Source organism: Acidithiobacillus sp. 'AMD consortium' (assembly GCF_008926505.1).
GTDB classification, from domain to species: Bacteria; Pseudomonadota; Gammaproteobacteria; order Acidithiobacillales; family Acidithiobacillaceae; genus Acidithiobacillus; species Acidithiobacillus ferridurans.
Genome location: NZ_CP044411.1, coordinates 1,211,077 through 1,228,483, shown reverse-complemented (window position 1 = coordinate 1,228,483; position 17,407 = coordinate 1,211,077). Strand labels below are relative to the sequence as shown.

23 protein-coding genes are annotated in these 17,407 nt (G+C 56.6%); 4 read left to right on the top strand and 19 right to left on the bottom strand.

Going from position 1 to position 17,407, the window contains the following annotated elements:
* The first annotated feature begins 29 nt into the window (after nucleotides 1-29).
* Together F6A13_RS06440 and modD are read left to right on the top strand one after the other, a co-directional pair.
* Nucleotides 30-236 carry a TOBE domain-containing protein gene (locus tag F6A13_RS06440; RefSeq protein WP_009560719.1) on the top strand — a complete coding sequence of 69 codons (207 nt, stop codon included), beginning with the start codon at nucleotides 30-32 and terminating at the stop codon, nucleotides 234-236.
* Nucleotides 237-359: 123 nt separating this feature from the next.
* Nucleotides 360-1,214: a ModD protein gene (gene modD, locus F6A13_RS06435; protein ID WP_126605256.1), complete on the top strand. Its 855-nt coding sequence runs from the start codon at nucleotides 360-362 to the stop codon at nucleotides 1,212-1,214.
* Nucleotides 1,215-1,262: 48 nt separating this feature from the next.
* On the opposite strand, the gene F6A13_RS06430 is transcribed toward modD, so the two are convergent.
* The 19 genes from F6A13_RS06430 to F6A13_RS06340 all read right to left on the bottom strand — a co-directional run bounded on the left by F6A13_RS06430 (nucleotide 1,263) and on the right by F6A13_RS06340 (nucleotide 14,412).
* Nucleotides 1,263-2,099, bottom strand: coding sequence for an SIR2 family NAD-dependent protein deacylase (locus F6A13_RS06430; RefSeq protein ID WP_225981988.1), 837 nt, complete (start codon nucleotides 2,097-2,099; stop codon nucleotides 1,263-1,265).
* A 6-nt stretch (nucleotides 2,100-2,105) separates the two neighbouring features.
* Nucleotides 2,106-2,330 carry a hypothetical protein gene (locus F6A13_RS06425; RefSeq protein WP_126605255.1) on the bottom strand — a complete coding sequence of 75 codons (225 nt, stop codon included), beginning with the start codon at nucleotides 2,328-2,330 and terminating at the stop codon, nucleotides 2,106-2,108.
* A gap of 10 nt (nucleotides 2,331-2,340) precedes the next feature.
* Entirely contained in the window at nucleotides 2,341-2,646 is a 306-nt protein-coding gene (locus F6A13_RS06420) for a 2Fe-2S iron-sulfur cluster-binding protein (RefSeq protein WP_126605254.1), read from the bottom strand.
* 42 nt (nucleotides 2,647-2,688) lie between these two features.
* A complete protein-coding gene (locus F6A13_RS06415; protein WP_113525815.1) occupies nucleotides 2,689-3,831 on the bottom strand; it encodes a DegT/DnrJ/EryC1/StrS family aminotransferase in 1,143 nt (380 codons plus the stop codon).
* On the bottom strand, nucleotides 3,828-4,100 hold the full coding sequence (locus F6A13_RS06410; protein ID WP_126605253.1) for a hypothetical protein: 273 nt from the start codon (nucleotides 4,098-4,100) through the stop codon (nucleotides 3,828-3,830). The genes F6A13_RS06415 and F6A13_RS06410 overlap by 4 nt, the downstream gene beginning before the upstream one ends.
* A gap of 4 nt (nucleotides 4,101-4,104) precedes the next feature.
* Nucleotides 4,105-4,314, bottom strand: a complete 210-nt coding sequence (nifT, locus tag F6A13_RS06405; protein WP_113525813.1) for a putative nitrogen fixation protein NifT — start codon at nucleotides 4,312-4,314, stop codon at nucleotides 4,105-4,107.
* Nucleotides 4,315-4,325: 11 nt separating this feature from the next.
* Complete coding sequence (locus F6A13_RS06400) at nucleotides 4,326-5,513, bottom strand: cysteine desulfurase family protein (RefSeq protein WP_126605252.1); 1,188 nt, start codon at nucleotides 5,511-5,513, stop codon at nucleotides 4,326-4,328.
* The gene (locus F6A13_RS06395; RefSeq protein ID WP_113525811.1) at nucleotides 5,510-5,764 is read right to left on the bottom strand and encodes a nitrogen fixation protein NifZ; all 255 of its coding nucleotides are present in this window, start codon (nucleotides 5,762-5,764) and stop codon (nucleotides 5,510-5,512) included. Before F6A13_RS06395 ends, F6A13_RS06400 begins: the two co-directional genes overlap by 4 nt.
* A complete protein-coding gene (locus tag F6A13_RS06390; RefSeq protein ID WP_113525810.1) occupies nucleotides 5,761-6,063 on the bottom strand; it encodes a nitrogen fixation protein NifZ in 303 nt (100 codons plus the stop codon). The genes F6A13_RS06395 and F6A13_RS06390 overlap by 4 nt, the downstream gene beginning before the upstream one ends.
* A complete protein-coding gene (locus tag F6A13_RS06385) occupies nucleotides 6,051-6,842 on the bottom strand; it encodes a 4Fe4S-binding leucine-rich repeat protein (RefSeq protein ID WP_126605251.1) in 792 nt (263 codons plus the stop codon). The genes F6A13_RS06390 and F6A13_RS06385 overlap by 13 nt, the downstream gene beginning before the upstream one ends.
* Nucleotides 6,835-7,347 carry a hypothetical protein gene (locus F6A13_RS06380; protein ID WP_113525808.1) on the bottom strand — a complete coding sequence of 171 codons (513 nt, stop codon included), beginning with the start codon at nucleotides 7,345-7,347 and terminating at the stop codon, nucleotides 6,835-6,837. The genes F6A13_RS06385 and F6A13_RS06380 overlap by 8 nt, the downstream gene beginning before the upstream one ends.
* A complete protein-coding gene (locus F6A13_RS06375; protein ID WP_113525807.1) occupies nucleotides 7,344-7,574 on the bottom strand; it encodes a hypothetical protein in 231 nt (76 codons plus the stop codon). The genes F6A13_RS06380 and F6A13_RS06375 overlap by 4 nt, the downstream gene beginning before the upstream one ends.
* Before the next feature lie 40 nt (nucleotides 7,575-7,614).
* On the bottom strand, nucleotides 7,615-7,950 hold the full coding sequence (locus F6A13_RS06370; RefSeq protein WP_113525806.1) for a HesB/IscA family protein: 336 nt from the start codon (nucleotides 7,948-7,950) through the stop codon (nucleotides 7,615-7,617).
* A gap of 9 nt (nucleotides 7,951-7,959) precedes the next feature.
* On the bottom strand, nucleotides 7,960-8,178 hold the full coding sequence (locus F6A13_RS06365; RefSeq protein WP_113525805.1) for a 4Fe-4S binding protein: 219 nt from the start codon (nucleotides 8,176-8,178) through the stop codon (nucleotides 7,960-7,962).
* A gap of 49 nt (nucleotides 8,179-8,227) precedes the next feature.
* Entirely contained in the window at nucleotides 8,228-9,796 is a 1,569-nt protein-coding gene (nifB, locus tag F6A13_RS06360; RefSeq protein WP_113525804.1) for a nitrogenase cofactor biosynthesis protein NifB, read from the bottom strand.
* Between the two features lie 322 nt (nucleotides 9,797-10,118).
* The gene (nifA, locus tag F6A13_RS06355) at nucleotides 10,119-11,756 is read right to left on the bottom strand and encodes a nif-specific transcriptional activator NifA (RefSeq protein ID WP_113525803.1); all 1,638 of its coding nucleotides are present in this window, start codon (nucleotides 11,754-11,756) and stop codon (nucleotides 10,119-10,121) included.
* 25 nt (nucleotides 11,757-11,781) lie between these two features.
* A complete protein-coding gene (draG, locus tag F6A13_RS06350; protein ID WP_126605250.1) occupies nucleotides 11,782-13,170 on the bottom strand; it encodes an ADP-ribosyl-[dinitrogen reductase] hydrolase in 1,389 nt (462 codons plus the stop codon).
* 9 nt (nucleotides 13,171-13,179) lie between these two features.
* Nucleotides 13,180-14,007 (bottom strand): NAD(+)--dinitrogen-reductase ADP-D-ribosyltransferase, encoded by an 828-nt coding sequence (locus F6A13_RS06345; RefSeq protein ID WP_113525801.1) that lies wholly within the window; start codon nucleotides 14,005-14,007, stop codon nucleotides 13,180-13,182.
* An 18-nt stretch (nucleotides 14,008-14,025) separates the two neighbouring features.
* Complete coding sequence (locus tag F6A13_RS06340; protein WP_113525800.1) at nucleotides 14,026-14,412, bottom strand: response regulator; 387 nt, start codon at nucleotides 14,410-14,412, stop codon at nucleotides 14,026-14,028.
* A gap of 473 nt (nucleotides 14,413-14,885) precedes the next feature.
* Between F6A13_RS06340 and nifH the strand changes: the two genes are divergently transcribed.
* On the top strand, nucleotides 14,886-15,779 hold the full coding sequence (nifH, locus tag F6A13_RS06335; RefSeq protein WP_113525799.1) for a nitrogenase iron protein: 894 nt from the start codon (nucleotides 14,886-14,888) through the stop codon (nucleotides 15,777-15,779).
* Between the two features lie 75 nt (nucleotides 15,780-15,854).
* Nucleotides 15,855-17,327 (top strand): nitrogenase molybdenum-iron protein alpha chain, encoded by a 1,473-nt coding sequence (gene nifD, locus F6A13_RS06330; RefSeq protein WP_126605249.1) that lies wholly within the window; start codon nucleotides 15,855-15,857, stop codon nucleotides 17,325-17,327.
* Nucleotides 17,328-17,407 lie beyond the last annotated feature (80 nt).

The following is a 17,407-nucleotide window of genomic DNA, read 5'->3' as shown; positions in this document are numbered from 1 at the left end:
ACTCTAATTCAGTTAATCAGGGGGCGGTCATGGAATCCAGTCTGCGTAATCATCTGAAGGGTAAAGTGATTGAGATCATCAAAGGTGGGGCGGTTTCGGAAGTCGAGGTGGAAACTTCCGCCGGTATAATCACCTCCGTGATTACCACACGGAGCGTGGAACGACTCGGGCTGAAGGTAGGTGACGAGGTTTTCGCGGCAATCAAGGCCAGCGAAGTTAGTATCGAAAAACCCTGAAGCGGCTGTTCCAGGTGATCAACCGTTCGGCGGAACAGAACGCATCGCTGCCCGGTTGTTCTGCAACCGCTGTCACGGACCATCTGCCATTGCGGGTGGTCCATTGTTATTACGGGCTACGCCATGTTCTTCTCTCCGCAGGAAATTGCCGCACTCATCCAGGAAGATCAGCCTTTCCTGGACCTCACCACCCGGATGCTGGGCATTGGTGACCAAGCTGCCAACATGCGTTTTCGCTGCCGTCAGGATATTACTGTCGCCGGTACGGAACTCGCCATGAAGATATTGGACGCCTGCGGCCTTACCGTGACCGAAAGTCAACCGTCGGGCGCATTGGTCGCAACAGGAACCACCCTGCTGGCGGCGGAAGGTTCCGCAAGCGCTGCCCATTCTGCCTGGAAAGTAGCGCAAAACGTGTTGGAGTACGCGTGTGGCATCGCGACCTACTCCGCGCAATTGGTACACCAGGCACGTCAGATCAATCCCCGAGTATCCGTGGTTGCGACGCGTAAGAATATTCCCGGAATACGGCGCTTTGCCGTCATGGCAGCTCTCGCAGGGGGAGTCATGCCGCACCGGCTGGGCATTTCAGAAAGTGTTCTGGTATTCGACCAGCACCTGGCCTTTTTAGGTGGTATATCGCCTTTCTTGCAACAGTTGGCGCAATACCGGAGACGAGTCCCCTCCAGCAAGATCGTGGTGGAAGTGCAAAAGACGGATCACACCCTGACGGACGCACTGGCACTGGCACAGGCCGGAGTCGCCGGGATTCAGTTTGACAAAATGACGCCCGGACCCCTGGCGGAAATCGCTGCGAAGCTGCGTGCCGTGGCGCCGGAGGTAACATTGTTTGCGGCGGGCGGGATTACCCTTGCGAATATTCAGGCCTATGCGGCAACCGGTATGGATGCCCTCGTGACCAGCGCCGTCTATCACGCCGCACCGACCGATATCGGTGTGGAGATTCGCCCCGTATAAGACCGTGCCCCCTGTGTCACAGGATGGTGACGAACGTGGGGCGCCCTCCTAACCTGCCTTGGCCACGGCGGCCCCACTACCAGACAAGACGCCAGTGGGTAGCTGGAGTACCCGAATCCCCTGCTCGCGAACAAAGCGCGCTTCGTTCCGAGTCAGCGGCGCCTCTATCAGCGCCCAATGACGATCCGATGAACGCTTCATGATCTGGCGGGCGAAATTGCGCTGCAACTGGTCATTGAAACGGCATCCGACAAACAGAAAATGACGCCCCGTGCGGATTTGTTGGACGATCTCCGGAATAGGCGTCTGAATGTCAATTTCCGTCAGCACTTCGACAAAATCCGTATCAGAAACGAGGTAATTGTTGGCCGGGCTTTGTGAACCCCAAGGCTCATACAGGATCGTGTCCCATTGGGCAGCTACTGCGGCTTCAACCGACTGGCCCTCGGCATCCATATATCCCGTCCAGTGGCCGTAATGCTCGGTCTGACTGAGCCCCTGGATACGGCCCCAGCGTGTACCCTGTTCGGCCAACGCTTTGGCCATACCGTTGTCGTACCAGAGGTGGACGATCAACGGGAGTTTTCGCGCGGCCAGGTCGCGCTGCAAGGGATGAATCGGCGGATCCCCGGCAAAGGTCTTGTCCATCATGCCCACGAGGGTCTTGCGGTGCTTGAAGTTCTCAATATACTGCGCGGCCCCGGTAAGGTTGCGCCGGACCTTGTGAGGCACTGTCACCTGGCCGCTGAGCACTTCCGCCAATGCCGACAACCCGCTGGGCAGGGTGGCCCCGGCCTCCGGCAACAGGCCGGGACCGAGATACGGAATGATGCGCCCTTCCGCAAGGCCATTGAAGATTTCCGAAAGATCCTTGTCCATAGTCATGCTTCCTTATGTAGCGAGGGAAAGAACTGCAGCCTTGATCTGTTCGATGATCGCTGGTTCGAGGCGAAAAATGCCCCTTCCCCCGGCGAAAGATTCATAACTATTGGCAGAGTGTCTGCTCAGCGCATTGAACCAGTCCTGAGGACTGGTCCCGCTGGGAAGCTCGCCAATTTCTCGCACACTGCCATCGCTGGCAAAACGTACATGGATCACGACGAGCGTTTGCTCCATAACTATCTCCTTATAGGCCGGAAGAAAAACCCAAAAGTTCTATAACGACATCTTCCTCGCCGATCATAGCCTGACAGGCCAGACGGGATTTGCTGCCAACCCCAACGATGCTATCCAGGCGTTCATTTTCCAGGCGCTGGATTTTCGAAATACTCTTCCGCCCTTCCTGGACGAAAATATGGCAGCTATCGCATTCGCCTTTGCCTTCGCACTTCAGGACCATGGGTTCACCGGCGGCGATCACTGCGGCGGCGAGACTGGCACCCACAGGCATTTCGACAGTCTTACCGCTGGGTTGGATGGTGATAATGGGCATTCAAGCTTCTCCTATATAAAAATAGACATAAAACACAACATACTAATAAATGGCGGCGCCAGCACCCACATTGACGGATGCATCCTTCAGGGTTTCAACGATAAATGCGATTTCCTCTTCGCCCAGACGGGGGTGAAAAGGCAGGACCAGGGTGCGGTCGGACACCCGCACGGCGGTCGGACAGTGACCGCCACCCCTCTCGCGATAATAGGATTGGGTATGCATGGGCAGGCAGTAAGAGGCCGCCTCGATACCTTGGGCGCGGAGATCGGTGACGATGGCGTCCCGACTGCTGCGGCTAAAGCGCGTACCAAGGTGTACTTCATACACAAACCAGTGCACGGCGGTGGCATCCGGCCCGTGGTAAGGATCCTTGATCCCTTCAAAGGACTTCATATACTCAAAGTAAAGCGCTTCCACCTGCTGTCGGCGTTGCAAAATACCGTCCAGGCGGTTGAGCTGGACCAATCCTATTGCTGCTTGAATATCGCTCATTTCTGCCTGCAGAGGTGGACGGGTAGCCGCCACCACCGAGCCCCGCTCACTGATGCCCCGCGCGCGGTACTGGCGCAGACGGCTGAGGGTTCCGGTATCGTCCGTGACGATCATGGCTCCTTCACCGCAGACTAGGGCGGAGGGCTGGGCAAAGGCGAAAATAGCGCTATCCCCGAAGCTGCCGACCAATTTGTCCTGATAACGGGAGCCGATGGCCTCCGTCGAATCTTCCAACAGAATCAGGCCATTTTCGTTGGCCATCGCGCGCAGCTCCTGCCAGAAGGCGGGATGCCCCTTGGTATTACCGGCGAGGATCGCCCGGGTTTTCTCCGTGATCAGAGCCTCAGCCCCTTTGGGGGAGATCGTGCCGGAGTAGTAGTCGATATCGGCGAACACCGGCTGCACCCCGTACCATGCCAGGGCATGCCCGATCTGCCACCAGCTATAGGGGGAGAGGATGACTTCGTCGCCCGCCCTGAGTTCGTAGGCACGCAGACAGAGCATCAACGCCAGGGTCGGACTGGCGACGGCGATGGCGTAGCGCCGCCCGTGATAGGCAGCAAACGCCGCTTCGAAGGCCTCCACTTGTTCCCCCGCGCTGATGCGGGTGGAACGCAACACCGCCTCTACGGCTTCCAGTTCGCCGGTGCTGATGTCCGGGTCTGAGAGCGGGATTTCGAGCGCGGTCATCTCGTACCCCGATGTATGGCGAGCAACAGACCCGTCGCTGCCAGGGGATCAGACGTGACTTTCCAGCAGTGGTCGCGGGTATCGAGCAGATGCAGGTCAAAATATTCACCGGCACGAAAAGGCTCGTCGCTGATATCGCCGGCGGGACATTGGGTAATGGGGAGTCCGGGGAAGCGGGTACGCAAAACAGGCAGGATGCCTTCACCAGACCGGCAGACTTCCCGGCCCAGATCAAAAAGCCCCGCGAGATCTTCGTCGGTGAGATTCATCCTCTCAGCCCTCCAGACGACGCGCTTCTATGGTAATAGGTAGGCGGGTATCACCGGGCATCTCCGGTAATTCCAGGCGCCAGCCGTTCGCCAGCGTCACCACTCCGCCCCACAGCTCCGGCTTTTCGGACTCCGTAATGGCTACTTCAAGATCTTTCTTGGGCACATACGCCATCAACGCGCCGTTGTTATTTTTACGAATCATCAGCTTCATGGGATTGTTCCTTATTGTGAGTGTGCACAGGAAATCAATGGTGCGGCCGTGATGGGCGGCATATCCATCATATCCAGCAGGAGGGACGGTAATACGCGAAGCAGCTGTTCCACATCCTCCAACTGGTTCATACGCCCGAAGGAGAACCGAAGCGAGGACAGTACCGCCGTTTTGGAGATGCCCATTGCCGTGAGCACATGAGAAGGCTCCTGCCGACCGGCCGCACAGGCGGCACCGGCGGCAGCCGTAATCCCTTTCTGTTCCAGGCGATAGAGCAACTCTTCCGCGTCGATAGCAATAAATCCGATATTACTGGTATTGGGTAACCGTTCGGCTTCCTGTCCGTGGATGCGTGCACAGGGCATGAAAGCCAATAGACCTTGTTCAAAATGATCACGCAATCCCCGCAAGTAACACGCGTCGCTTTCGACATCGGTGACCAAACGAATGGCAGCCCCAAAACCGATAATGGCAGGAACATTCTCGGTTCCGCCCCGCCGTCCCCGTTCCTGATGACCATGAAACAAGGGTGGTAAGGCAATGCCTTTGCGGACGAACAATGCCCCCACGCCCTTGGGACCGTGAATCTTATGTGCCGAGCAGGACAAAAAATCGACACCCGAGGCAACTGCGTTCACCGATACCTTGCCGATCGCCTGAGTTGCATCCGTATGAAAAAGAGCCCCTGCAGCATGCGCAATAGCCGTAGCTTCAGCAATGGGAAAGACCACACCCGTTTCATTATTGGCCCACATCAGGGAAACCAGAGCCGTATCTGAACGTAAAGCAGCGTGCAGGTCCTCCAGGCTTAGACGCCCCTCTTCATCCACCGGCAGGTAAGTCACTTCAATCCCTAAGCGCTCCAAATGCTGACACATGAGTAATACTGAAGGATGTTCTACCTGACTGGTGATGAGATGACGTTTACCTTTGCTCAGAGAAAGCGCACCCATAATTGCCGTCTGATTACTCTCCGTCGCGCCACTGGTAAAAATCAACTCTGCAGGGGTGGCGCCCATAAAATGGGCGACAGCGATCCGCGCATCACCCAACGCCTTCTTGACGCGTACACCCGCTTCAGAAGCGCTGGAAGGATTAGCATGCTCCGAGAACAAATAAGGCAGCATGGCATCCAGCACCACCGGCGCCAAGGCCGTAGTCGCATTATTATCGAGATAAATGCTGCGCATCATACTCATGCCCTCGGCTTCCCTGAAGGTACGATTTCCTCTTCCAGGCAACCTACCACCTTGCCGTTGGCAAACTCTACCAGGTAGAGTGGCATATTGCTCTCCTCGTGATGACCTACCCGAACGATTTCCCCCGGACTATCTTTGGGCACCAACACGGCCTGTTCTGCTTCTCCCGGATAAGTTCCATCATTTAAGATATCATCTCGAGCCAATACACTGAGGCCCCAATCAAATCGGGGGGGACGCAAATCCATCATGAGATTTCCTCCTCCGTAGCCTGACCGTCGTCCACAAGATCCAACTCACGGCCCTTCATGCCGACCTTGTAACCTCTTTCGTAAAAATCAACCCCGTAAATATAAAACTGTTGAAGATACGTACCGATACTGGCGACATAGCCTATATCGCCCTTGTCAATAAGTACCTCACCGACTTCCTTGCCGGGAAAGGTGCCATCGTTACGCACGTACTTACGTGAACGCACTTTATCGCCATAATTGAAACTTGGCTCTGCGGTCAACTCTACCGTTTCGCTGTCCCTGCTTATTCCGGCCATATTCCACCCTCCGCTGGTAATCGTTGTCTGGAAACCAGTTCACCCTTCCCCAAACGCGCCGCAGCGCAACGGCGCACCTCATCATCTTCATCCGCCAACAAGCGGATTACCGCTTCCTTGTCTCCCCGTGCGGCCACCTCATAGCGAATTCGCCAATCCGAATCATCAACCAATACGGACAAGATGGACACCGGTACGCGCTGAATAGCATCCAAACGGACTCCGGGATCATCGTCCTGCAGCATTTTGACCAGGGCATCCACGCCGATACGTTTGGCCACAACCCGCCGGACCTCGACGTCGGCATCATGCATCATGAGTGGCAACAGGCCTTTGGGCAGGCGACGCGCCACCTCCAGACGCACGTAATAATCCGCATCGTGCATCATGGCAGGCAGGTTACGTTCCTCCAGCCGCGCGGCTACGCGGATACGCACCTCCCGATGCGGGTCGTGGATCATCCGCAGCAGATAGCGTTGCGGAAGCCGTTGCGCTACCGCCCAGCGTACCGTTTCGTCGGGATCGTTCATGAGCGCGGGCAGATGAAAAATATCCGCATAACGTGCGGCACAAGCCCGCACCTCAAAGTAACCGTGTTGCAGATAATCCTTGGCGATCTGCGGATTCCAGCGAAAAAAGCGGTCCACCCTTTTAGCGTAGCGATCATGCATGCAGGCATGCAGCGGTTCACAGCGCAGACCAGAAATTCCGCGCTCGGAACAAGCCTCACAGACGACAGCATTCCCCTGCCAGTCAATGGCCTCATCGGGATCACTCATCTTCGCCTTCCTCTTTTTTTAGCAGGACTTCCAGCAACACCCGGGCCTGAATTTTATCCGTCGGATCCAGGTCAATGAGTTTGTCCATGATTTTTCTGCCCGTAGCCAGATAACCGAGGCGTAAATGCAGGTAACCATAGGCTTTCAACACGAACATATAAAAGCGTGCCCGCGGCGCATCAAAGTTGCCGAATTCCGCCTGTCGCCTCATTACCTTGCGCCAGTCCCGATCAATGCCCAACTCCGTAGCGCTGAGCTGCAGACAGATGCGGGCCGTAGCCAGCGCCTCGCGCAGTCGGCCTTTATAGAAATAAAACTTGTATAAACCCAGGTAAACGACCATGTGTTCGGGCGCGATGGCGATGGCATCCATCAAGTGATCTTCGGCACAGACTTCGTCCGCATAAGAGCGCGCAGCAAGATGCAGATGCCGTTCCGCCGCCTCTGGCAGGAGGCCCTCATAGTAACGGCGTTTCAACCATTCATCGTCCCATATATTGTTCATGCCGCACCTTTACGCTTCAGGGGATGGAGCAGAGCCGCCTCGCATTCCTCACAACAGGCATAACTGCTGTAAGCCTGTGCGAGATGACGCTGCTCCTTCGCAGGTATGCGCGTAAAGATCTCCGCACCGCGGAAATCGATATCGTCGAGATGCGGGGGAAGTGCCGCCGTATTCGCTGCGCAACGATGGATGGTCGTATTCGTATGATGAACAATCCAGGTTTCCATGTTTTCCTCCCTCCCATCTCACCGTTTCCGGGACCCGCCTTTATTCCTTGGGTGTAAATGACGTTCCGCAGCCACAACTGGCCGCCGCATTGGGATTGGTAAAGACCAACCCGGTATTCATCAGACTGTCCTCGCAATCGACGACGACTCCGTTGAGAAAAGGGATACTCTTCTGTTCCAGCAGCACCGGGATGCCATGACTGTTGATGGCCACATCGCCGGGTTCCGCAGCGTCGACAATGTGAAAATCGTAAGAAAGGCCGGAGCATCCGCCCGGCTTTACCGCAAGGCGGAAAGCACTGGAGGCATTTCCACCGCCAAAGGTGATCATCCGCTGGATAAAGCGTTCCGCTTTCGGCGTAAAGGTGAGTTCCATGACAGACTCCTAAGCGACATAACGGGGATAGTTGTTGTCAATGATGCAGGTGTCATCCACCGGGCATACCGCCACACACTGAGGTTCATCGAAATAATTTATGCATTCCGTACACTTGGCTGCATTGATCACAAACGTGCCATTCTTTTCGGAAATGGCCATATTCGGACATTCCGGTTCACAGGCCGAACAACTGGTGCATTGGGAACTGACGATTTTATAAGCCATGAGGCTTCTCCTTTTTCAAAAAGGGGGGAGGATATCTCCCCCGATAACCTTATGCAGCTACATACGCCCCTTGCCGGATCTCCGCATCTCCACGCTGGCCATGGACAATGGCCCCACTACGGATGTTATCGAGATAATCCCGATAATAGGCAATGATGGACTGCTCGATATATTCAAAAGCGTAACGATCCACCGCATCGATTCCGGCCGCCTCCAGCGAGGCTTTCGGACAGCCACCGATCTTGGCCACAAAAACTGCCGTACAATCGTTGATCGCGCGGATGACGGTGGTTTCCAGGGCTTCCTCTTCGCCATAACCGCCTTGGCAATAGAGGTCCACGCGACGGTGGCCGACAAATTTTGCCCCGGACGCACTCGCCTCATAAATCTGAAACTCGGTGGCATGGCCGAAGTGCTCGTTGACCCGCCCGCTGCCTTTCGTCGCCACCGCGATGAGGATTTTGATATCGGATTGCTCGCCGGCCAGGGTTTCCAGTTCCGCCTGCTTGGCATCCGCTTTCGCCTGCCGTTCCTGCTCCACCAGCGACTGGTAGGCCTTGCGCGATTCGAGGTCATATTCCACATCCATCGCCATGACGGCTTCGGTCGTGAACTCCGCCGAACGGTCCTCGCCCAGCAGACCCACCGCGTCCGCCCGGCATTGCCGACAGTGGCGCATCATGTTCATTTCGCCTTCGCAACTGTCCTGCAAGGCTTTGAGTTCCTGTGCGGTCGGGCCGCGCTGGCCGTTCAAGCCGAAAACGGTGCCATGTTCAGGGGCGGAAATCAGGGGCATGATGTTGTGAAGAAAAGCTCCGCGGCTTTTGACGGCCCGGTTGACTTCCACCAGATGATGATCATTGATGCCAGGGATCATGACCGAATTCACCTTACAGAGAATGCCGCGCTCGGTCAGCATTTCCAGTCCCAGCATTTGCCGGTCGGTGAGTATCTGCGCCGCTTCACGCCCCTTGTACCGCTTGTTCTTGTAATAAATCCAGGGATAGATCTGGGCGCCTATATCCGCATCCACCATATTGATGGTAATGGTGACATGATCCACATTAAAGCTGGCAATGGTATCGACATGGTCGGGGAGGGTCAGCCCATTGGTAGACAGGCAGAGTTTGATATCCGGCGCTGTTTTCGAGATCAGTTCAAAGGTCTTGAAAGTTTTTTCGGGATTGGCCAGAGGATCACCCGGACCAGCAATACCCAACACCGTCATTTGCGGAATGGTGGAGGCCACGGCCAGCACCTTTTTAGCCGCTTGCTCCGGCGTCAGTTTTTCACTGACGACACCGGGACGACTTTCGTTGGCGCAGTCATATTTGCGGTTACAGTAATTGCACTGGATATTGCAGGCGGGCGCCACCGCAACGTGCATACGGGCGTAATGATGATGCGCTTCTTCACTATAGCAGGGGTGATTCTTGACCTTTTCCCAGATCTCTGGTGCCAGATCTCCCTGCCCCGCTCCGCTGCCGCAACTGGCCTTGCCGGAACCGCCGCTCGTACCACAACCTTGGTGTTCTGCCTTTTGCTGCATGATCTCCTCCAGATCCACCCCGTTATTGGGTGTGGCAATACTGGAAAGAGAAATTATTTGGGATGCCATGGGCGTAATCCTCCATACGGGTCTTCAGTAAACGATGGAAAACCGCGCGCCTCGTGGATGTATCGGCTTGCTCCTAAGAAGCTGACGCTTGTATGTTCTTTAGCAAAAGTGATGCCAGCATATGCGCCCTTTGTTTTTCAGGATGTTGGGACAAGCCATTCCGTGCTTTGTCGGTAACGTTACATGTGTTTCCCGCACTGCGGCGAAAATTGTCGAAAACCGGACAAATGGGGTGGGATCAAAAAATCGCAGAGCAAGCACGAAAGGCTGGGCACAGTGAGGATGAGTGGGGCGTTCGCCACCCCCGTTGGCACGTTTCCGATTAGAGCTTTTTAACTTCTATGCCATGTTTATTGAGGGCATAGCCGAGTTTGCGGGTAGTCGTCCCTAACAAACGAGCCGCTTTGGCTTGTACCCAACCACAACGATCCATAGCCTGAATCAGACGATCCCGTTCTGACAAGGGAGTAGAACCCTCCACATCACTTGCCGCCGCCCCATCCGCTACTTGCTCCGCTGGTTCGGGCATTACGGGCAGCGGCATACTACTATTGCCTGAAACCTTCATGGTGACGATGGGATGGCTCCCTTCCAGCGGTCGCAAGGCCATGGAGAGGCACTGATTACGCTGACAGGGCACATCGAGACTGCGGATGATATCTCCGCGCATCATGGTGGCGGTACGTTCGACGCAGTTTTCCAGTTCCCGCACGTTGCCCGGCCAGTAGCAGGACACCATGGTTTGCAAGGCTTCCGGGGTAAGGGTCAGTTTGCGCTGATTCTCGGCGTTATAACGGGCGAGGAAATATTCGATCAGGGCGGGGATATCCTCACGACGTTCCCGCAGTGGAGGCAGGAAGATACTGACGACGTTGATCCGGTAGTAGAGATCGGCACGGAACTCGCCCTTGCTCACCGCCTCTTCGAGATTGCGGTTGGTGGCAGTGATGATGCGCACATTAACGCGCCGGGTCTGGCTGCCACCCACCCGCTCGAATTCGCGCTCCTGTAACACCCGTAAGAGCTTGGCCTGAAAAGCCGGAGAGATATCGCCGATCTCATCGAGAAACAACGTGCCGCCATCTGCCAGTTCAAAACGTCCTTTGCGCTCCTGGGTAGCGCCGGTAAACGCACCGCGCTCATGTCCGAAGAGTTCCGATTCGAGAATGCTTTCCGGGAGCGCCGCGCAATTGAGCGAAACAAAGGCCTTGTCGCGACGGGGGCTGAGGTAGTGAATGGCGCGGGCGATAACTTCCTTGCCGGTGCCCGATTCGCCGCGCAGCAATATGGTCGCCTTGCCCGGTGCCGCCTGATGCACATCGGCGAATACCGCCTGCATGGCCCGGCTGTTGCCGATGACATTCTTGATGCTGTAACGTTTCTGGAGTTCCTTCTGCAGACGATGCTTTTCCTGCAGGAGGCGATTTCTTTCCGCCGAGATACCCTGATGCAAATTGACGGTCTGTCCCACCAGATTGGCGATCATCTGTAACAAGCGGACATCGGAACGGAAACTCACGCCCTTGTGCCGCTCACTGCGATAGATGGCGAGCACACCGATACACTCGTAGCCCACCTTGATCGGCACCCCTACAAAAGCATGCAAGCGCTGGCTGATCTCCGGTTCAAAGGCGCGGTGCAGAAAAGCCGGTTCCTGAGAGACATCCGGGATCACCACCGGCATACCGGCACGCATGATCTTGCCGATCATCCCCTCCCCTAACCGATAACGCCCCCGTTCTATTTCGGCAACGGACAACCCTGTGGCCGCGATTACCCCCACTATTTCCTCGTTCATGCGCAATACGATCATGGACGGCGAGATATGCAGATGACTTTCCAGCGTCTTCAGCACATCGTTCAGGGTGTGTTCAAGATCCATGGAAGAGCTGAGCACCTTACTCACCTCATAGATGGTCGTCAGCTCCTGAAAATGGTTGGGTGTTACGCGATCTTTCATGATAGGGTCCTCTTCTCTACAGCGCTCAGGAGGCGTTGGCGTGGGACGAGGCGGCTGGAGTTTTGGTGAGACTGCGGCCCTGCCTGACGCTTGGGCAAGGGACCGACCGTCGACAATTGTCTGTAGCGGCGCCGGTGCCTTCAGCATACACGTCAAGAGATACGGACGTCCACAGGCGTAATTGATCCTCGGAAAAGCCGGCGATTTTGGCGCCTCCCGCTTCCATGAGCGGGCGACGAATGAGAAGCGGGTCCAACAGCATCGCGGCGAGTGCCTCGGCTTCTGTAAACGCCTCCGGAACGATCTCACCCGACTTTACCCGCGGCGAGGCCGGGTTGAACCACTCGGCGACGGGCCGATCCGCAAAAAATGGACGCAGGGTTGCCGCCGTCCAGGCGGTCTGCAATAAGTCATGCACCTCCACGGCACAGCCGGCAGCCGTCAACAGTGCAATCTGCCGCGCATTATTGGTGCAGCCTGGTTTTCCGTAAAACAAGATACGCGGCGGCATGCTGGCCGGCAACTGCTCATGATCCGTTCGCTCACCCCGGGTCAGAAGCTGATCCACCTGCGCTGCGATTTCTTTCTGAACCGCGGGATCCAGACGCTGCAGCCAAGTGCCGGGAAGCCCGTAAGTCCCGTACAGACCTCCCGCCAGCATGCCCGCGAGGGCGCCCGTGGTGTCGGCATCCCCACCCTGGTTGACCACCGTAATCAGGCAGTCTTTAAAATTATCGGTATGAAGCAGCGCATACAGGACGGCACGCACCGTATCCACAATATAGGGCGTAGGCGCCTGGGGAATTTTTTTGAATTTGAATTCCGGATACCGTGCCAGCAGTGCATCCGCCAGACGGCGCACCGATGAAACACCTTCACCGCGCAGCGCGCAGCGCAACATCTCTCCCAACGTCAGGGTCGCGACATCCGACAGCGGGTGATGGTGGGTCAGGTGCGCCTGTTCCACACTCATCCGCCGGAAGGCCGCGGGGGCGTTCAGGGTGGCCAGCACCACGGGGAGGTTGCGCACACATGCGCCATTGCCCGCATCCCATTCCGCCGGTTCCGCGGCGGTACTGCCGTTGAGCATAAAGCGCCGGATTCCCCGGCGGCAGGTATTGCCCACATCCACGGGATGACTGCGCAACCACTGCACCATCCCCTCGCCAAAGCGGGTGATGGACCATTGTTCATCGGCAAGGATGCTCCGCCCCAACACCAGACACATCTGGGTATCGTCGGTCACTTGTCCGGGGCGTAAATGCAGCCAGCCGCCGCCGGTCATATTGCGGTGAACACCATATTCCTCCCGGATTTCGCTGGGACTCATGAACTCCACCGTCGCGCCCAGGGCATCACCGACCGCCAATCCCAGGTAGGCACCTAACGCTCTTTCCCGCAAGTCATAGCCCATTTCTCGTCCTCAGTAATAGTGCATATGTGCCGCGTATTCACCGCCGATCACCAGATACTCACTCTCCGCCTGGAGGGCGCGACATGGCAGCAGCCCCTTGAAGAAGAGCAGCTTTACCAAGGGCACATTCACCTCCAGTATGCAATCGCCGAATACGCTGGCCACGTCCCGATCACTGCTGAAAGACACCAGGTTGTTCAGCCGGATCACCCCCTGCCGCGCTCCGGCTTTCCAGAGAATGGGATGTTCGGCAAAATCATTGGTCCCCCGGAATAAGCGCAAGTGCCGTTGTCCAGAGGCCAGAAAACGCCGCGCTGACCATTGTGCAAATTCAAACAAAAGGTCAAGCTGCAACCAGATCGCATTATTATCAAATCGCCCTGACATTTTGTCGGTCATATACTGAATCCAGGCGGCGTCACCCACACGGCCGATCACCTGCCGGTGAAAATTTGGTGCGATTCCGAACCGGCTCTCCACCCAGCCCTTCATGACCGCACCTTCCGGTGAGTTGCTGTCATATCCCCAACCCTTGAGCAAGCGTAAATAGCTGGCCCTGAAGCGTCGACCCTTCGTCTGGTCAGACCCGCCAGCAAAAATCTCGTCCATGTACGTCTGGAAGACCTGCCCCGCCTCGCACTGTTCCCGTACCAGAGACAATCTCTGGAAAAGTGCCGGGTGCCCATCACGCACCCCGGCGATATGTAGCGGCATCGGGAACGCATGGAATTCCGCACTGATCAACAGCCCGGACGGGACTCCGGTCAGATTGCTACCGGGATTGGCGGATGGTGGACGGGCCGGGCGCTGCTCCTCCGGTAGATTCGCTGCTGACAAAAAACGTCCTTGCGGTGACTAGTTCTGCAACACGGCAGCCACCTTGGCGCGAACCTCTTCGAGCCGCAGAGGCTTATGGAGGAACACGAATCCTTTACCGATTACAGGCTGGCTCAGAGCGGAACGCGCTTCCCCCACCACGAGCATCAGTCGTGCATTGGGAAATTGTTCGCTCAACATCTTCACGGTCAATGTGCCGTCATCCAGCAGCGCCTCCCCGAGAATGATCAGGTCCGGCGGCCAATCCCGAGCCTTGGCGACAGCGGCCTGGAGACTGGCGATTTCGTGAGTTTCATATTCATCATGAAGCATGAATTGCACGGCCATGCGCCCGATTTCGTCCGTATCGAGCACAAAAATGCGCCAATTACCCACCGCGAGATTACAATCCACACCAATCTGCATATCATCCTCCCAAAACTGAGCAAGACTTCCCGTTTGGATGACATAACTAAAGCAGGTTTTATGCCATGAGGTTCCAGCCCCTTGTTCACGCCCGGCACGGGTGCTAACCGGAGCCCCCAAAACGATTCCCCTTTCACCATTCCCCTTTCGAATAACGGCGCTAACCCGTTCAAATGAAACTGGCTTTGTTTGGATTCCGCCAATTCGTCTCCACCGCCTATGAGCGGGTGCGGTCCTTTGCCGTTGTAGGTCTGCGCTGTGGGGTTCCTGACATGGAAACTGCATTTTGTAGGCTTTCAAACAGTCTGCCGAAGTTCACTCATAAGGCGGCATTCTTCATGATTTTCATAGTGTTAAATAGGCCATGATGAACTTGGCACGGCCCTTGCAACAGCGAGGACGGAACGCGACTCGTCCCCTTTTCGGGGGCTTCCATCTGGCAAGCTAGTCATTTTTAAATAGGAGACATGGCAATGAGTGACAAACTAAGACAAATCGCCTTTTATGGTAAAGGGGGCATTGGCAAGTCCACGACCTCGCAGAACACCCTGGCGGCACTGGCGGAAATGGGACAGAAAATTCTCATCGTCGGCTGCGATCCCAAGGCCGACTCCACCCGACTGATCCTGCATTCCAAGGCGCAAGACACCGTGCTTAGTCTGGCGGCCGAAGCCGGCAGTGTGGAGGATCTCGAGCTTGAAGATGTCATGAAGGTGGGGTATCGCGACATCCGCTGCGTCGAGTCCGGTGGCCCTGAGCCGGGCGTGGGTTGCGCAGGTCGTGGTGTGATCACCTCCATCAACTTCCTGGAAGAAAACGGGGCCTATGATGGCGCCAACTATGTCTCCTACGACGTGTTGGGAGACGTGGTCTGCGGCGGCTTTGCCATGCCCATCCGGGAAAACAAGGCGCAGGAGATCTACATCGTCATGTCCGGCGAAATGATGGCCATGTACGCGGCCAACAACATCTCCAAGGGCGTGCTCAAGTATGCCAACTCCGGCGGCGTACGTCTGGGCGGCCTCATCTGTAACGAGCGTCAGACCGACAAGGAACTGGAACTGGCCGAGGCATTGGCCGGCAAACTGGGCACCAAGCTCATTCATTTCGTACCCCGCGACAACATCGTGCAGCATGCCGAATTGCGGCGCATGACGGTGCTGGAATACGCACCGGAATCCAAGCAGGCGCAAGAATACCGGACTCTGGCGGAAAAAATTCATGCCAATGCCGGCAACGGCGCTATCCCCACCCCGATCACCATGGACGAGTTGGAAGATCTGCTTATGGACTTCGGCATCATGCAGAAGGAAGACACCAGCATCATCGGCAAGACTGCTGCCGAATTGGCGGCTGCGGGAATGTAATGGAACGGGTGGGCGCGGGTTGTTCACCGTGCCCACCAGGATGTGGCACCTAATTGAAGCAAGGAGTACACCAAAATGAGTATATCAGCGGAAGATCTCAGCACACAGCGCACAGCGGAGAAAACTGCCAGAAATCGCGAACTGATCGATGAGACGCTCAAGGCCTATCCAGAGAAGTTCGCCAAGCGGCGCGCCAAGCACCTCAATGTCTATGAAGAGGGCAAGAGCGAGTGCGACGTCAAGTCCAACATCAAATCCGTTCCCGGCGTGATGACCATCCGCGGCTGCGCCTACGCCGGTTCTTACGGCGTGGTCTGGAGCCCAGTCAAGGACATGATCCATATCAGCCATGGTCCGGTCGGCTGCGGCCACTACGCGCGCGCTGGACGGCGCGCCTACTACATCGGCACCACCGGGGTGGACACCTACACGACCATGCACTTCACCTCGGACTTCCAGGAGAAGGACATCGTTTTCGGCGGCGACAAGAAACTCGCCAAGCTGATGGACGAGTTGGAAGATCTGTTTCCAATGTCCAAGGGCATCACGGTGCAATCAGAATGTCCGATCGGGCTGATCGGCGACGATATCGAGGCGGTTTCCAAGAAAAAGGCCGCGGAATTCGGCAAGCCGGTGGTACCCAATCGCTGTGAGGGTTTCCGTGGTGTGTCGCAGTCGCTTGGCCACCACATCGCCAACGATAGTATCCGCGACTGGGTGCTGGACCCCGCCGCAGACAAGCACCCGGATTTCGAAAGCACGCCTTACGACGTCACCCTGCTGGGCGACTACAACATCGGCGGCGACGCCTGGGGCTCGCGCATCATCCTCGAAGAGATGGGCCTGCGCGTGATCGCCCAGTGGTCCGGCGACGGCACCCTCAAGGAGTTCGAGGCGAGTTCCAAGAGCAAGCTCAACCTGCTGCACTGCTATCGCTCGGTGAACTACATCACCCGGCACATGGAGGAGAAATACGGCATCCCGTATATCGAGTTCAACTTCTTCGGCCCCACCAAGATCAAGGAATCGCTGCGCGAGATTGCCGCGTTCTTCGACGAGTCCATCCAGGAAAAAGCTGAGAAGGCGATCGCCAAGTATCAGCCGCAGTGGGACGCCGTGGTGGAGAAATTCCGGCCCCGGCTCGAAGGCAAGAAGGTCATGCTGTTTGTCGGTGGCCTGCGTCCGCGCCACACCATCGGCGCCTTCGAGGATCTCGGCATGGAGGTCATCGGCACAGGCTATGAGTTTGGCCACAACGACGACTACCAGCGCACCACTCATGAAATCAAGGGCAGCACCTTGATCTATGACGACGTGACCGGCTACGAGTTCGAAAAATTCGCCGAGAAGCTGCGTCCCGACCTGGTCGCCTCTGGGGTCAAGGAAAAATACATCTTCCAGAAGATGGGCTTTCCCTTCCGCCAGATGCACTCGTGGGACTATTCCGGTCCCTATCACGGTCCGGACGGGTTCGCCATCTTCGCCCGCGACATGGACATGGCGGTCAACAACCCGGTATGGGGCCTGACCCAGGCGCCCTGGAAGTAAGGAAGAGGAGCGAGGAGGGGCGAAACATGCTTTTATCCGTTTTCCCTTCCCCGCTCCGAATCCGTACTCCTCACTGAATC

Coding starts and splice junctions, on each gene's coding strand:
- F6A13_RS06440 (WP_009560719.1), top strand. CDS start 30: ATGGAATCCAGTCTGCGTAATCATCTGAAGGGTAAAGTGATTGAGATC.
- modD (WP_126605256.1), top strand. CDS start 360: ATGTTCTTCTCTCCGCAGGAAATTGCCGCACTCATCCAGGAAGATCAG.
- F6A13_RS06430 (WP_225981988.1), bottom strand. CDS start 2,099: ATGACTATGGACAAGGATCTTTCGGAAATCTTCAATGGCCTTGCGGAA.
- F6A13_RS06425 (WP_126605255.1), bottom strand. CDS start 2,330: ATGGAGCAAACGCTCGTCGTGATCCATGTACGTTTTGCCAGCGATGGC.
- F6A13_RS06420 (WP_126605254.1), bottom strand. CDS start 2,646: ATGCCCATTATCACCATCCAACCCAGCGGTAAGACTGTCGAAATGCCT.
- F6A13_RS06415 (WP_113525815.1), bottom strand. CDS start 3,831: ATGACCGCGCTCGAAATCCCGCTCTCAGACCCGGACATCAGCACCGGC.
- F6A13_RS06410 (WP_126605253.1), bottom strand. CDS start 4,100: ATGAATCTCACCGACGAAGATCTCGCGGGGCTTTTTGATCTGGGCCGG.
- nifT (WP_113525813.1), bottom strand. CDS start 4,314: ATGAAGCTGATGATTCGTAAAAATAACAACGGCGCGTTGATGGCGTAT.
- F6A13_RS06400 (WP_126605252.1), bottom strand. CDS start 5,513: ATGAGTATGATGCGCAGCATTTATCTCGATAATAATGCGACTACGGCC.
- F6A13_RS06395 (WP_113525811.1), bottom strand. CDS start 5,764: ATGATGGATTTGCGTCCCCCCCGATTTGATTGGGGCCTCAGTGTATTG.
- F6A13_RS06390 (WP_113525810.1), bottom strand. CDS start 6,063: ATGGCCGGAATAAGCAGGGACAGCGAAACGGTAGAGTTGACCGCAGAG.
- F6A13_RS06385 (WP_126605251.1), bottom strand. CDS start 6,842: ATGAGTGATCCCGATGAGGCCATTGACTGGCAGGGGAATGCTGTCGTC.
- F6A13_RS06380 (WP_113525808.1), bottom strand. CDS start 7,347: ATGAACAATATATGGGACGATGAATGGTTGAAACGCCGTTACTATGAG.
- F6A13_RS06375 (WP_113525807.1), bottom strand. CDS start 7,574: ATGGAAACCTGGATTGTTCATCATACGAATACGACCATCCATCGTTGC.
- F6A13_RS06370 (WP_113525806.1), bottom strand. CDS start 7,950: ATGGAACTCACCTTTACGCCGAAAGCGGAACGCTTTATCCAGCGGATG.
- F6A13_RS06365 (WP_113525805.1), bottom strand. CDS start 8,178: ATGGCTTATAAAATCGTCAGTTCCCAATGCACCAGTTGTTCGGCCTGT.
- nifB (WP_113525804.1), bottom strand. CDS start 9,796: ATGGCATCCCAAATAATTTCTCTTTCCAGTATTGCCACACCCAATAAC.
- nifA (WP_113525803.1), bottom strand. CDS start 11,756: ATGAAAGATCGCGTAACACCCAACCATTTTCAGGAGCTGACGACCATC.
- draG (WP_126605250.1), bottom strand. CDS start 13,170: ATGGGCTATGACTTGCGGGAAAGAGCGTTAGGTGCCTACCTGGGATTG.
- F6A13_RS06340 (WP_113525800.1), bottom strand. CDS start 14,412: ATGCAGATTGGTGTGGATTGTAATCTCGCGGTGGGTAATTGGCGCATT.
- nifH (WP_113525799.1), top strand. CDS start 14,886: ATGAGTGACAAACTAAGACAAATCGCCTTTTATGGTAAAGGGGGCATT.
- nifD (WP_126605249.1), top strand. CDS start 15,855: ATGAGTATATCAGCGGAAGATCTCAGCACACAGCGCACAGCGGAGAAA.